The organism is Mobilitalea sibirica (assembly GCF_015999265.1).
GTDB lineage: Bacteria > Bacillota > Clostridia > Lachnospirales > Lachnospiraceae > Mobilitalea > Mobilitalea sibirica.
This window is the reverse complement of record NZ_JAEAGR010000003.1, coordinates 142812-158298: the sequence shown is the minus strand read 5'-3', so window position 1 is coordinate 158298 and position 15487 is coordinate 142812. Positions and strand designations below refer to the sequence as shown.

Genomic DNA, 15487 nt, shown 5'->3' with positions numbered 1-15487 from the left:
TTATTAAAATCTAGAAGGAGAGACATATTACTATAGAAATTTATCCTCCATCCACTCATGCATTCTATACTATAAACTATCTAATGCTTAAGGCAGTACAACTCTCTGGGTTCTTAATACAGCTTGAAGCTCCTTTACATCAATATCCTTAGGGGCTACCTTTGACTTGTTTGCCAAGCCTGCAGCTGCTCCTGCTGCCTGTCCTGTTAACATACAACAGGAAATTCCTCTGATACTGCTTTCTGCCACATGATCGGCAGAGATACACCTTCCGGCAACGATTAAATTCGTAATATCAACGGGAAGTAGACTGCGGTAAGGAATGGTATAGGTTCTGGTATCCGTAATCGGCTCATAAATATGTCCCTTATAGCCTTCTCCTTCCATCTTTCCATCACCGTCCATGTAGGCATCCGGAGCAAGCATATCATAAATACGAGGGTAAAGAGCGATAGCATCATCAAAGACTCTTTGCGCTTCGATATCTTCTTTTGTAAGACGATAAAGGCCTTTTATCCTTCTGCTATCACGGAATCCGATTTCCGGAGCGATGGATGCCAGTTCAATATTTTCAAAGCCTTCAAAATTCTTCTTTGCATACTCATAAAATTCCATTATATATTGTCTGCATTCCAGTTCACCCCTCGTGAGTCCCTCCACATCCGTAGGATCTATCTTATAGGCACAGGGATAGTTAACATAGGTTATCTGTCCACCGGGAGTTAAGCGGCCAAAGGGTAAATCCTGACGTTTACAGCTTAACCCTGTCTTTCCTGCTCTATAGTCTTGGTTAAACCTTTTGCCAATAACTTTTAATTGATCTACTTCACCGGTTAACTTATTAACGTCTGCTCCGGCAAGCCTAAAGTTAACAGTACCGGGTTGACAAAGTCCATCTGTATCCCTACCCTGTTCAAAAGGAACCCCCGCACTGAACGCAACGTCTCCATCACCGGATGCGTCAATTACAACAGCTGCCTTTATTGCCACAGGTCCCTTCTTACTCTGAATAATCACACATTGAATCTTATTCTCTTCTACAATAACATCATTTACAAAGGAGTGAAAGCTAAGCTCAACTCCCTCTTTTAGCAGAAACTCATCTAGAAACACCTTAAGATATTCACTGCTAAAACGATGAGGTGAATTTATTCTGATATCATGGGATCTCCCATATTGCTCCTTGTATTTCTCTTCTATTTCAGCGTAGATACCGTGGGCTTCGAAAGAGGTACCATGTAAAAAGTGATTACAGGTCTCTACATAGCAGCCTGTGATGTTACCACCCAAAAAACCTCTCTTCTCTAAAAGCATAACCTTTTGTCCGCTTCGCGCTGCTGCAACTGCAGCACCGATACCGGCAGGCCCGCCTCCTACTACGAGAACATCCACTTCCTTTTTCACATCTACATGTTTTTCCTTAATTGTAAATTGCATTTTCATATCCTCCATTCGTCTGCTCATCATAAAGTCATAATTATATAATAAATTTACTTTCATTACATACGATTTTCTATTAAAGTCACTAATACATGGACAAATAACACTTTTCAAACCAAGTATTATCTTGCTTTAAAGCCTTCCAATATCTCAGCCGTTTGTTTAAATGCCTCCAGTTCCTGGGGCGATAACTCATATAATGCTTTATTATAACGTCGATCCATATCCGTGAGTACTGTATCCACATCCTTATTATCATACTCTCCGGCAAAAATCTTCATAATCGTTTCTCGGTAGGCATCCCCTTTCACCGTAATATGAGTGTCAGGAAACGGTAACATGATAACCTTGTTCGGTACATTGGCAAAATCTGCAAAACCTTTTTGTACCGGCTCTGAAGTAGCTAAATCAATTGCTTCCTGCCGAAACGGTATATATAGGGAATGCTCATACATCTGTGCCGCATTTTCATCCGAATAGAAAAATTTTAATACTTCAAAGGTTTTTTCTGCCTTATCCAGAGCTGCAGTTCCTACTCCCAAAAGGGAGGTTGCGTCCGCAAATTCTTTATAAGGTGATCCATCCTTTGTAAAAGAGGGAATATTAATTACAGTCCAATTACACTTTGCCGGAAACTGTTCATTGTAAACTCCGGTATCAAAGCTTGCCCCGGGTATCATACCTATCCTGCCCTCTGCAAACTGCGCTCTGGCAGCATCAGCATCAAGCCCTTCAAAACCCGGAAATACACTGCCATCATCAATCATTCCTTTCACTGCCTCTATTACCGGAGCAAAAGCAGAAAACTCAAATTTCATAGTTTCATGATTAAATCCTACATGACCTACATTGGTTCCGTTCGGTCGGGTTAAATATGTGCTCATCATCCAATTGGATTTCAGTCCTAAAACCCAGCCAAACTCTTTACCATCTCCTGCGTTTGTAATCAATCTGGCGGCTTCTCTGACCTCTTCCCATGTTTTGGGGTACTCTTTGATACCTGCTTTTTCGAATAAATCTTCATTAATAATAAATTTATAAGTAGTTAAATTATATGGTAACGCATAAGTTTTCCCATCGAATACATGCTGATTATTTACAAGGCTTCCTTCATATTGTTCTATTAGAGCATCCCCTCCGGGAAGGTTCGAGATAGGAACCATATATCCTGAATTCACAAAATCCAGTAAAAATGCACCAGTAGGCCTGAATAATTCAGGTGCTTCCCCTCTTTGAGCTGCTTTCTTTATCGTATCCTGATAATTTGATCCATAAACCGTGTATTCAATTGTAATACCTTTCTCTTTTCCGATGGTATTATTAAACTCTTCGATTTGCTGCAATCTTAAGTCTTTTTCATGGGCATTATCCGTCCATACCCGGATTTTTTCCATCCGGATACCGGTTTTCGTATCACTGTCATCTGCAAATTCTTCATCAATGCTGTCATTCTTACTACAGCCTGCCAATAGAATAATACTAATAAAAACAGTCATAAGCACAATAACTGCTTTTTCTATCGTGTTTTTCATGCTTTCCTCCTCATGAGACAGTATGAAGCTCCAAATGTATTATAACTTAAATTAACAAAAAAGATAAGTTAGAATTATTATCAACCCTATATGCTTACCTGTCAATTTATCATTTTATTCAGTTGTATTTTTGATACACCTTATTAGTAGTTCTATTAGACATACCATAATCCACCTTATCTAATTCTTCTAATAATAGAACTGTTCTTTCACATATAGCATATATAACTCTATCTCAAGAATACTCGCCTTACTTTCGCGCCAAAAATATGACCCCTATCCTGTTATTAAGATAGAAGTCATACTTATTTAAATGATTATTATATTTATAACGTTTCTAAAAGTCATTATAAAAAGAACTTTTTCTAGATGCCCACTCTATTTAATAAGCCATCTGTCTTTTTCTCTTACTTACAACCAATGCAATTGAGATGATAGCTGCCGCAAAACCAATTTGGATTGCCATATACCCAAAAATCTCGCCCATATTGTCTAAATTAAAATTGTTAATATGTGCTATGGTATTATTCGCTCTTACATACCAGTAAGATGGTGTAAAGCTGGCTAGCTTCAATACCGCATCACCCAGAAACTCCTGTGGAACGAACATACCGCTGATGAAGGCTAAGCTTAAGGAAAGCATTGTGGATAATGCCTGAACTGCATTTTTAGCTTTCACTGAAATTCCGATTAAATAACTGATACTTAAAGCAGCCAGACTAAATACAAATGCATTCAACCACATAAATACAAGATTTAGATCTATTAACTTAACAGGACTAAATACGTATCCCGCGATTATGAATACCAACAGATAACACATAACAAAAGCCAAGTTCGCATTAATTAACTGAATATTAAATCTACGGCTAGAAAGAGGTGCTGCATAATGCTTTCTTCGAATGTCTAATCCGTGGAAGGAAAGCATAACCGTGCTAACTCCGGCAATAAAGCATGCTACTATAATATATCCCAAGTAATTATAATAGAAACTGTTAAACATATGTGCAGCCGTCGTATCATCCTCTTGTTTTACATCAAAGGTTACCTTTGTCTCTGTTCCTAAATCCTGTTGAATGAAGTCACCTAATTTATTGAGGTCAACATCAGGATTGTGTTTGATATATATCTTTGCTGTATTCAGATAATTATTAACAGCTGTGTCAACGGACATAGCTTCCACAGAATCCGGCACGGTCTCTTTGATCAGATTAATCTCATTACCGGCAAGAAAATCCTCGGTAAATCCCTCCGGTATTGTAAGGATATATAACACCTTACGATAGAACAATGCATCCCTGCGAATTTCTTCATCTTCTTCAATATCTACAAAGGTTGCGTATTGTTCCAGATAAGTTAAAAATCCGTCTACAAGATTACTGTCTGTATCCTGATTAATTACCAGAGTCGGAACCTTCTTTACACTAAACTGTCCGTTATCCTCATGAAACATCGTTAGGGTAATCACCAGGGTTATTGTTATAAATATCACACCAAATATAATAACCGATGTTAAGTTTTTCTTTAATATCTTAAAATAAGTTTTAAATACTTGCATATGTCTTCCTCCTTAATCCGGCATAGGATACAGCTCCCATCAAAACGGTTAGCAGACCAAGTATTGCCATATTTAAGTAAAAACGTTCATTTGTATCATAATAATATAAGCTGTATAAGGTATCAGCTACCAGATTAACAGGATTTATAAAACCAAGTATAGGTAATTTTGTAGCTATAATATATTTCATATCTGCATACATCATACCTGACAGAAATCCTCCTGCCATTATGACTGCGCTTAAGATTGCATCTTTCACGGAAGCTTTTTTCCGAACTAATATTCCTACGGTAGCCCCCAGTGCTATACCTGCTATAGATCCAATCAGACAGGTTATAATAATTAGAACAAATTGATCACCAAAGTTTATCTTTAATATATTATTCATGTAAAAAAGCAAAAGTAGGATACTACCAGTATGAACCGTAAAGGCAGCTGCTATATTACATAAGAAAAGTTTCATCTTATGGATAGGGGATACACTAACTCTTGCTCCTCGAGTTGACTGATCTGCCTGAATATTAATTACTTCTACTAAACCCCAATTTGCCGCAAATATGCAGTTAAAAGCCAGTAAAGCATAAAAGTATACCAACATAGCATCCGGCTTTTTCATATCTGCCTGTTCTTCCACAAAGGTATCCGTCTGCATTAAGTCCTGCATCAGCCCTTCGTTTATGGCGTTGGGATTATAAGCAAGTATCGTACCTATTGTGGAAGATACACTGCGATAGTTATCCAAAAAGGATTTCATGATCGTTTCATTCATCCCGTTTTCTTTCACAAAAAGCTCCGGATTCTCACCACCAACAATGTATGCTTCAATCTCTCCCTCTTCCAAAAGAGTACTAGCTTTCGTTTTGTCACTGTAAGTTATAGAAAACATGGATACCCCTTCAGATACTTTTGCTTCGTTAAGTGCCTGTTTTAAGGGATCTGTCTCTACCATTTCGCTCACATAAGCTATCTTAATAGTTTCAAAAGAATCTATGGTCCATAGATTATTGAATGCAAAGAAGAAACAGGAAGCTAGAACAATTGGAAACAGATAGCTCCAGAACATGTTCTCTTTATTACGAATATGACATTTTAATCTGTTTATATATAAAGAAAAACTCATTTTCTCTCCACCTTTCATATCATTTCCATCTGTTAATCTCTAAGTTCCTTCCCGGTTATCTCAAGAAATACATCATTTAATGTAGGAAGTTCTGTAATCACTCTGCCAAAGCTTATCTTTTGCTCTGCCATATACTCCAGTATAGTAACCAGGTTGTTATTTCCTCTTCCAGTCTTTATCTCTAATTGATTCTCGCGGTATTCTACGGAATAAATATTCGGAAGGTTCTTTATTGTATTTAGTTGTAAATCGTTAACTTGATAAGCCTCAATCGTAATTTTCTCTCCTACGGAAATCATAGACTTAAGCTCATCCTTCGTTCCCTGAGCAATTACCTTTCCTTTATCAATGATGGCAATCTTACTACAGATTTGCTCTACCTCTTCCATATAATGAGAGGTATAGATTATGGTAGCTCCATCTTCATTCAGTTTTTTGATACCTTCGAGAATTTTATTTCTACTCTGCGGATCCACTGCAACGGTTGGTTCATCCAGGATAATTAGCTTCGGCTTATGAACAATTCCGCAGGCAATATTTAAACGTCTTAGAAGACCACCGCTTAATTTCTTGGGATAGAATTTCTTATAATCATCTAAGGACACGAATTCAATGGCTTCCTCCGTTAATCTTTTTACTTCCTTCTTATCCTTAATATAAAGGCTGCAAAAATAAGAGATATTTTCATATACGGTGAGTTCATCGAATACCGCAACATTTTGCATAATCAGTCCGATATCTTTTTTTAGCTTATACTCATCCGGCCCCATGGGCTTATCAAACACCTCAATGGTTCCCTTATCATACTTAAGTAATGAAAGAATACAATTGATTGCAGTTGTTTTTCCCGAGCCATTTGGTCCAAGAAGACCGAATATCTCACCCTCTTTTACTTCCAGATCAAGATAATCCAGTGCAACAAGTTTATCATAACGTTTTACTAATCCTTCTACTTTTACTATCATAACTTTCCTCCTTAAATGCTTTCTAAACTTTTTATTTTTCTTTCTGACTATACTATACTAAAACGAAATATGAAATTGAAGTGAACTGTGTCACGATATGAAATGACATATGTCATTCTCTTATTAAGTAATATTTCAGATTGTATTACAAAGAAGATAGACATATGATATTTATAAGAAAAGGAATGCGAATTGATGATTTGTCAAAAACGACAGTCATGATTATATGTAAAATAATAAAAAGGAAGTGATGGCATGTATGAAATAAAGCTTGCTACAGTAAATGACTTAATCAAAATATACGATTTAATGAATGAGCTGGAGAATTCAAAGCTATCAAGAGTTGATTTCGAGATGGTATATAAAGAAAATCTTAATAATAATCTTATCTCTTATTTTATTGCAATGGATGACCAGAAAATAATAGGCTTTATCAGCTTACATATTCAAAGCTTACTGCACCATACAGGAAGAATAGCAGAAATCCAGGAATTAATTGTGACTTCCGATTATCAGAGACATGGAATCGGCCATCTGCTTTTTGAAAAGGCTGTTGAAACTGCCATCATTAGAGGCTGTATGCAATTAGAAGTTTGCTGTAACAAAAAAAGGAGCTCCGGCCATGATTTTTATCAAAAACAAGGCATGGAAAACTCCCACTATAAATTCTGTATGCCGTTAGATAAATGACAGATGATGTTAGCACGGATTAGTCCAAGTGAGGGGCTAATTTATTAGTTCATTATTTTATCAGTGCTGATATCTGTTTAAATACATCTGATTTTGCATAACGGGTCAGTTCAAATAAAATCGATTCGTAGGTTGTAATCACGGCACCCTCAGCAGCAGCTCTTAAAACTGCTACTTTCGTATCGTTTTCTTTTCTGGAACCGATACAATCCTCTACTAAAATTACATGAAAACCTTGTTGAATTAAATCTATTACCGTTTGCAATACACAGATATGGGCTTCAATCCCACAGACAATGATATTTTTCTTTCCTGTGGCATGAATTCTTTGCATTATGTTCTCATCATCCACACAGCTAAAGGATACTTTGTCCATATAATTAAAATCTTCACCCAACGCTTCCGCAATGACAGGCACTGTCATTCCGATTCCTTTCGTATACTGCTGAGTCAAAATCATTGGAATACCCAAAGCTTTTAAACCTTTCATCAAGATTTCCGTATTATGAAGGAGCCCGTTGGCATTTTTTATTACCGGAACCAGACGTTCCTGAAAATCAATCACCAATGCCATCGTGTCTTCTGCCAATATTCTCATGTGTTTTCTTCCTTTCTGTTATGAAACCTATGTTTGTCATAGGTTTTAATTATATTGTCTTCTTAAATCTTTATCATTTTATATAATAAATATCTCACTATAGAAATAATTGCATTGACTTGCTATTCACTTATATAACATACTCCCTATGTTTTGTTTCATATATATAAATTTAATCGTGTTTCTTCTAGACATAGAAATTATTATAACATCCATTTTCCATGGTTTCAATCACCTAACGGATAATTTTAATGCCAAGAATTTTATTGACATAATATGGACAACATGCAATACTAAAATTGTCACTACTTACAGGAAAAAGCAATGAAATAGGAGCATTTCATGTACGAAATTATAGATAAATTGTTATTATTAATCTGCTGTCTAACCTTATATCTTTTTCATATGGATGTCAGCTTCGCAGTCATACCGGTAATTTTAGTAGTGTTACTCAGCTGTTTATCCTATTATTATGATGATGACCGAATCCGCTTATACGGAACTATTTTCTATAGTGCTCTCAGCCTATTTCTACCCGGTTATATCATCTTCTTACCGGTTTTGCTATATGATACCCATTTTACGAAATATCAATTTAATGTTCTGCTGCTGCTTTTGTTATTTATATCGAACCAGGAACACTATTCACTGACAATTATCATTTACAGTATTGTATTTCTGTTATTATCCTTTGTCCTTAAGCAAAAAACCAATAAGCTAAATTCTCTTACCAATGAATATAATGAACTGCGTGACAGTTCCTCCTCTCTTTCTCAACTGTTAGAGGAGAAGAACCGCAGCTTATTGAAAAATCAACATTATGAAATTAACCTCGCAACCTTAAATGAACGCAATCGTATATCGAAAGAAATCCATGATAATATCGGTCATATATTATCCCGTGCTCTATTACAGGTGGGCGCCCTGATAACAATCTCAAAGGAGGATACAACCAAAGAAGGGCTTGGAGCTTTAAAAGAATCTCTATCCGGGGGCATGGATGAAATTCGAAACAGCATTCATAAAATGTATGATGAATCGATTGATCTGTATACACAGATTGAAAAACTGGTTAAGGATTTTACCTTTTGTGAGATTAGCCATCTGTATGATATTAAGAATCCTCCCCCCCTATCTGTCAAATATGGTTTCATTACCATAATAAAGGAGGCCCTGGCGAACATCATAAAACATTCCAATGCAACCAAGGTAACCCTTCTTTTGAGAGAGCATCCGGCTATGTATCAGTTGATTGTTGAGGATAACGGCACTATAGATGAATCTGACAAAGCAAAACTCTTAAAAACACAAGAGCATCATGATTTTGGAGAAGGTATGGGACTGCGTAATATATACGAGCGGGTAAAAGGCTTTGAAGGAAACACAAATATCTCCCTGGATAAGGGCTTTAAATTATTTATAATGATACCGAAAGATAAGGATCGGAGGAATATTAAATGAAGGTATTACTAATTGATGATGATAAACTAGTCTGCTCTTCCTTACAGATCATCCTGTCTGCGGATCCTGATATTCAAGTAGTGGGTACCGGGTATCACGGCAGAGACGGTATTGAATTGTACCGAAAACTTAAACCTGACGTCCTTTTAATGGATATACGTATGGAAATTATGAGCGGTTTAGAGGCGGGGGATAAGATTATTTCAGAATTCCCTGAAGCCCGTATCCTATATCTTACCACATTCTTAGATGACGAATACATCATAAAAGCTTTACATATCGGTGCCAAAGGCTATATGTTAAAGCAGAATTATGAGTCTATTCTGCCTGCCTTAAAAGCTGTTTATGCCGGGCAAAATGTATACGGAGATGAAATAATCACAAAACTTCCTGATCTTATTGGGAAAGCAAACGATACAAAAAGCCTTGATCAATATGGGATTACTGAAAAAGAATATGAGATTATTACGAAAATAGCCGATGGGCTATCCAATAAGGAGATCTCAGAACTAATGTATCTTAGTGAAGGTACCGTACGCAATAACATCAGTACGATACTCGAGAAGCTAAACTTAAGAGACCGTACACAGATAGCAATCTTCTATTATAAAAATATGAAATAGTTTTTAGAAGTCTTAAATAAAGATGTTTTATAATGAATAAGCAGGTATATAATCTTAGGGGTTGTTGCAAAATAGATCGTTTTTGCAACAACCCCTTATCATATTTCCTGTTATTTATTAGGCTTATAATCATTATCTTTGTCTTGGTAACAGGTGGATAGCCATACCCTCCACGTCCTCCACCGTCTCTGATACAGCTTCGTTATAGGTGGGATGGGGACGAACGACTGAAGCCAGATCATGGTAGTTTAAACCATTCGCAATAGCTGTAGTAAACTCACCAATCATATCGGTTGCCCGATCACACAAAAGCTGAGCTCCCAGAATCTGACCTGTTTCTTCTTCACATATTACCTTTATAAAACCCCGCTCTCCGCTAGATAATATCGTTTTACTGTTACCGAGCATGGGGTATTTTCCAATCTTAATCCTATAACCCTGCGAAACAGCTTCTTCCTCATTCATTCCGACAACAGCCACCTCCGGTGACGTGTAGATACAGGAGGGTATCGCTGATAAATTAAGGGATGGCTTTTTACCGCACATCGTCTCAACCACTATTATTCCCTGAGCAGAAGCCACATGGGCCAACTGCATTCCTTTGATTACATCACCTATGGCATACACTCCGGGATAGCTTGTCTCAAAATCAGTATTTACTCTCAAAGACGGCCCCTCAAATTCTATGTTTATCTCCGGATCAAACAACCCGTCTGTATTGGCTCTTCGTCCTACGGATAATAATATTCCCTTCGCCGATAATTGTTTTTTTACTTCCTTTTCTTCATATTCACAGCAGAGCTCATTATGTTCTGTTTTTGTGATTCCCAATACCTTAGTCCCGGTATGGATATTAACACCCATTTTCTTAAGGCCCATAGCAATACTCCTGGAAATCTCCTTATCCATATTGGGAAGGATGCGTTCCATGGCTTCTATGATTGTTACTTCACAACCCAACTCCCGGTAAAGGGTAGCGAATTCAACCCCGATAACCCCTCCGCCGATAATCAGTAGTTTCTGATAAAGTTTTCCATCAGAAGAGAGAAGGTTATCACTGGTTACAACATTTTCAAGATGAACGCCTTCGATCTTCGGGATTATGGGTCTCGATCCTGTAGCAATTAAGATATGGTCTGCTTTTAATGTCCGTTCTTCCTCCGGCGCTTTAACTAAAACCCTGCGCTCTCGCTTTATTACTGCTGTCCCTTGATAAATCGTAACTCCATTGGCTTTTAAAAGTCCGGTAATTCCGTTACGGATTTTATCCACCACTTCGTCCTTTCTCATCTGCATCCTGGTATAGTCAATACTCAACCCTGTATAAGTAATTCCGACATCTTGCAAGGCTGAGGCTTCGTAGAATAGATGAGAGCTATGCATCAATGTCTTGGTAGGTATACAACCTCTGTTCAGGCAGGTACCTCCGATTAGTCCGCTCTCAATTAAAGCCGTCTTCATCCCCAGCTTTGCAGCCTTTATAGCTGCTACATATCCTCCGGGTCCGGATCCAATTACAATTAAATTATACTGATCCATTTGCTTTCCTCCGCTTATTAAAGTCTTTCCTCCCTGATCAAAGAAATGATATCTTCTTGTATCATTATCGTATCATCAGAAAGTTGCATCTGTTTCAGTGACCGTATCATTTCATCCGTGTGAAAGGTACATCCTAATAGGAATATCGGTAATTGCTCGAAAAAACTGGTTTCCAGAGCATCCGAATAGGCCACACATTCTTTAATTACACCCGATTCTATCTGCAACTTGATATCGATATCACCCCAGGTAAATCGCTTTCCAAAAGAATAGTTAAACTCCTGTTTCTTGCCGAAATTCCATTCCCAAGAGGCAAACCTCTCTTTTTTATGTTCTATCTCGATGGGATTCATCTGGCTTAATTCCATCTTATTAGGTACTAACCCATATACTTGTCCAAAGGCTTGGATTAATTCCTTCTTCATCCTGTCAATATCCAGGTTGCTATGATATTCCTTTAGATTCACAACCCTTGATTTCACCGAAGCCACACCCTTGGAGACCAGTTTATCCCTGGATACATTAAGGTATGTGGATAGCTTACTCATATCAACCTCCACCAATAAGGTTCCATGATGATAGCATTGATTACCGTCCGAATAAAAGGCATTACCGGAAAACTTTCTGTCTTCAACCGTAATATCATTTCTTCCGGTCTTGATAGCAGGTATTCCCAAGTTATTCACTGCCTTTAAGATAACCTCCATCTGTCTATCTACATCATAATTTTCTTTCGTTGCAAGAAAGGTAAAATTAAGATTTCCCATATCATGGAAAACAGCTCCACCTCCGGATAATCGACGGACCAACCTACCGCCATCCGTGGTAAGCTCTTTTATCCTGCATTCCTTCCATGGATTTTGATTTTTACCGATTACAACGGTTTTCTCGTTCTGCCAAAGGTACAGAATAACTTCGTTATCTCCAACCTTCTCTAGCAAATACTCCTCCAATGCAAGATTCTCATAAGGATTTGTCTGAGTTGTAATGATATACTGAATTTGATTTATCAAAATTCATTTCTCCTGTTCTTTTTCTATTTTATTTATGCTCAGCGTACTTGTATGCCAATAATAACCGGTTGCTTTCGCAGACAATCTTATTTATTATACCAAAATTTGTACAGGATAACCTTTTTGTATTTTAGAAATAAGACTACTACACACTCTACTTTATAAATTCATATCTGAGCACGGGATTTCTGGCGGCGGTTACTTCGTCTGGTCTGCCAACGGGGGTATTAGTAGGTCTTACCTGTAATGTCTCGGGATTATTTAATGCTGTTTCATAGATCTCGCGATATACTGCAATCGCCTCATCCAAGGTCTCTCTACTCTCGGTCTCCGTTGGCTCCACCATTAAGGCTTCGTGAACGATTAAAGGAAAATACATGGTTGGCGGATGCATACCATAATCCAGCAGGGTCTTAGCAAAGTCCAGGGCTGACACTCCTTTTTCCTTCTTAATCCCCTCTGTTGATATTACAAACTCGTGCATGCAGTTATCAGAAAAGGGAATATGGAAGGTATCTTTCAGCTTATGCATCATGTAGTTCGCATTTAATACTGCATTTTCAGAAGCTGCCTTAAGGCCGTCCCCTCCTAGCGTAAGCATATAAGTCAGAGCTTTAACAACCACAAGAAAATTACCGTAAAAGGCTTTCACCCTACCGATGTTGCCTTCCCTATCCCAGTTGAAGGCATAGTTACCATTTTCACAGATCACATCGGGGGAGGGAAGATATTTAGCAAGAAGTTTTTTACATCCAACCGGTCCGCTTCCGGGACCTCCGCCTCCATGGGGTGTGGAAAAAGTCTTATGAAGATTTAAATGCACCACATCAAAACCCATATCTCCCGGTCTGGTGATACCCATAATTGCATTTAGATTGGCACCGTCATAATAGTTTAATCCTCCGGCTTCATGGATAATGCTAGTAATCTTTAGTATATTTTCTTCAAACAATCCCAAAGTATTGGGATTCGTCAGCATGAAACCTGCCGTATCGTCACCGACTACTTTTTCCAGTTCCCGTATATCGATCAGTCCATCCTTTGTGGAAGGGACATTAATGACAGAAAAGCCTGCCATTGCTGCGCTGGCCGGGTTTGTACCATGGGCCGAATCCGGTACAATGATTTTATCCCTCTTTGTATCCTGTCTGTCCTGATGATATGCCCAGATTAATTTTAGACCAGCAAACTCTCCGTGGGCACCTGCTGCCGGTTGGAAGTTCATCTTATCCATCCCCGTAATTTCACAAAGATAATCCTCTGCCAGCTTCATAACCTCCAGACACCCCTGTATGGTTTCCTCCGGTTGAAGAGGATGAATATCAGTAAAACCAGGTAGCTTCGCCATTTCTTCATTAATCTTTGGATTATATTTCATAGTACAGGAGCCTAAGGGATAAAAACCGTTATTAATCCCGAAGGTCCGCTTCATAAGTTGTGTATAATGCCTGCTAATCTCAGTCTCTGAAACCTGAGGCAGATGAAGTTCCTTTTTGCGCTTTAAATCTTCCTTGATTTCGATTACCGGTACATCACAAGGGGAAAGCACTTCACAGCCTCTTCCTTCCATACCCTTCTCAAAAATCAATTTCATAGACTTTCTACCTCCTTTAATATAGTAATCAAGGAGTCTATTTCTTCCTTGGTATTTACCTCGGTTGCACACCAAAGAAGCTGTCCCTCATACTGACCTTTCAGAGGATATCCCCCAAGATATCCCCGTTCTTTCAGTGCTAAAAGTATGTTATCCACATTTCCCTTGCAGGTAGTCACAAATTCATTAAAATATTCACCTGAATAAACCAACCGATAGCCCTCTAATTCCTCCAAGCGATTTGCCAGATAGTGCGCCTTGGACATGGATAAAACAGCCGCCTGTTCAAGGCCTTTCTTACCCATTGTACTGAGATATACCGCAGCCGTCATGGCACATAAAGCCTGATTAGAACAGATGTTACTGGAGGCTTTTTCTCTGCGAATATGCTGTTCTCTGGCTTGAAGGGTTAGGACAAATGCCCTTTCTCCTTTTGCGTCCTTTGTCTCACCGACAATCCGTCCCGGTAATTTTCGCATCAGCTCCTTAGTTGCAGCCATAAAGCCAAGGTAAGGACCCCCAAAGGATAAGGGTATTCCTAAGGGCTGTCCCTCTCCTACAGCAATATCTGCTCCATATTCAGCCGGTGTTTTCAATACCCCTAAAGATATCGGATTACAGCTGGCAATGTATTTTACACCCCTATTTTTTACCATACTGCCGATGAGTTCTGTCTCCTCTAATTGTCCAAAATAATTGGGCTGTTGAATTAGTACACAGGCTGTATCTTCATCCACCAAGCTATTAAGTTGTTCTATATCTGTTCTTCCATCCTTAGCAGGAGCAATCACTACCTCTAGCCCCGTTCCTTGACAATAGGTTCGGATCGTTTCTATTGTCTCAGGATTTACTGTCTGCGAGATTACAGCCTTCCTTCTTTTTCTTTCCTTACACATAATAACAGCCTCAGCCGCAGCGGTAGCTCCGTCATAAACGGAAGCATTGGATACATCCATTCCTGTAAGCTCACAAATCATAGTCTGATATTCAAAGATCGATTGTAAAATCCCCTGACTGATTTCAGCCTGATAGGGTGTATATGCTGTTACAAACTCTTCCTTAGAAGTTACTTGCTTCACGATAGCCGGTATGTAATGATTGTACGCTCCGCAACCCCTGAAGATAGAAGTGAATACTATATTTCTACCGGCCATAGCAGTGATCTTTCTCCTGACCTCCATTTCCGATTGCCCCTCCGGTAAATAAAAAGGTCTGTTAAGCTTCACCTCGTTGGGTATGTGGATAAATAACTCCTCCATACTTTGTTTTCCTATGATCTTAAGCATTTCCTGCTGTTCTTTTATTGAATTAGGAATATAGGTACCCATAATCCTTCCTCCTGCCAATTCATATT

At 38.4% G+C, this 15487-nt stretch carries 13 protein-coding genes; 3 read left to right on the top strand and 10 right to left on the bottom strand.

What is annotated here, in order from left to right; all coding sequences use genetic code 11:
• Positions 1–87: 87 nt before the first annotated feature.
• The 5 genes from I5677_RS04270 to I5677_RS04250 form a co-directional block, all read right to left on the bottom strand.
• Positions 88–1437, bottom strand: a complete 1350-nt coding sequence (locus I5677_RS04270; protein WP_197660333.1) for an FAD-dependent oxidoreductase — start codon at positions 1435–1437, stop codon at positions 88–90.
• Between the two features lie 125 nt (positions 1438–1562).
• Positions 1563–2972, bottom strand: coding sequence for an ABC transporter substrate-binding protein (locus I5677_RS04265; RefSeq protein ID WP_197660332.1), 1410 nt, complete (start codon positions 2970–2972; stop codon positions 1563–1565).
• Positions 2973–3354: 382 nt separating this feature from the next.
• A complete protein-coding gene (locus I5677_RS04260; protein ID WP_197660331.1) occupies positions 3355–4530 on the bottom strand; it encodes an ABC transporter permease in 1176 nt (391 codons plus the stop codon).
• Complete coding sequence (locus I5677_RS04255; RefSeq protein WP_197660330.1) at positions 4517–5650, bottom strand: ABC transporter permease; 1134 nt, start codon at positions 5648–5650, stop codon at positions 4517–4519. The genes I5677_RS04260 and I5677_RS04255 overlap by 14 nt, the downstream gene beginning before the upstream one ends.
• Before the next feature lie 32 nt (positions 5651–5682).
• On the bottom strand, positions 5683–6615 hold the full coding sequence (locus I5677_RS04250; protein WP_197660329.1) for an ABC transporter ATP-binding protein: 933 nt from the start codon (positions 6613–6615) through the stop codon (positions 5683–5685).
• A gap of 255 nt (positions 6616–6870) precedes the next feature.
• On the opposite strand from I5677_RS04250, the gene I5677_RS04245 reads away from it, so the two are divergent.
• Positions 6871–7305, top strand: a complete 435-nt coding sequence (locus I5677_RS04245) for a GNAT family N-acetyltransferase (RefSeq protein WP_197660328.1) — start codon at positions 6871–6873, stop codon at positions 7303–7305.
• 52 nt (positions 7306–7357) lie between these two features.
• Here I5677_RS04245 and I5677_RS04240 read toward each other — a convergent pair whose 3' ends face one another.
• Entirely contained in the window at positions 7358–7903 is a 546-nt protein-coding gene (locus I5677_RS04240) for a hydrolase (RefSeq protein ID WP_197660327.1), read from the bottom strand.
• 342 nt (positions 7904–8245) lie between these two features.
• On the opposite strand from I5677_RS04240, the gene I5677_RS04235 reads away from it, so the two are divergent.
• Positions 8246–9364, top strand: a complete 1119-nt coding sequence (locus I5677_RS04235) for a sensor histidine kinase (protein ID WP_197660326.1) — start codon at positions 8246–8248, stop codon at positions 9362–9364.
• Positions 9361–9987, top strand: coding sequence for a response regulator (locus tag I5677_RS04230; protein ID WP_197660325.1), 627 nt, complete (start codon positions 9361–9363; stop codon positions 9985–9987). Before I5677_RS04235 ends, I5677_RS04230 begins: the two co-directional genes overlap by 4 nt.
• A gap of 132 nt (positions 9988–10119) precedes the next feature.
• On the opposite strand, the gene lpdA is transcribed toward I5677_RS04230, so the two are convergent.
• From lpdA to gcvPA, 4 genes are all read right to left on the bottom strand, one after another.
• Entirely contained in the window at positions 10120–11526 is a 1407-nt protein-coding gene (lpdA, locus tag I5677_RS04225; RefSeq protein ID WP_197660324.1) for a dihydrolipoyl dehydrogenase, read from the bottom strand.
• A gap of 17 nt (positions 11527–11543) precedes the next feature.
• The gene (locus tag I5677_RS04220) at positions 11544–12539 is read right to left on the bottom strand and encodes a lipoate--protein ligase (RefSeq protein WP_197660323.1); all 996 of its coding nucleotides are present in this window, start codon (positions 12537–12539) and stop codon (positions 11544–11546) included.
• 154 nt (positions 12540–12693) lie between these two features.
• Positions 12694–14133, bottom strand: a complete 1440-nt coding sequence (gene gcvPB / locus I5677_RS04215) for an aminomethyl-transferring glycine dehydrogenase subunit GcvPB (protein ID WP_197660322.1) — start codon at positions 14131–14133, stop codon at positions 12694–12696.
• Positions 14130–15461: an aminomethyl-transferring glycine dehydrogenase subunit GcvPA gene (gcvPA, locus tag I5677_RS04210; protein ID WP_197660321.1), complete on the bottom strand. Its 1332-nt coding sequence runs from the start codon at positions 15459–15461 to the stop codon at positions 14130–14132. The genes gcvPB and gcvPA overlap by 4 nt, the downstream gene beginning before the upstream one ends.
• Between the last annotated feature and the right edge of the window lie 26 nt (positions 15462–15487).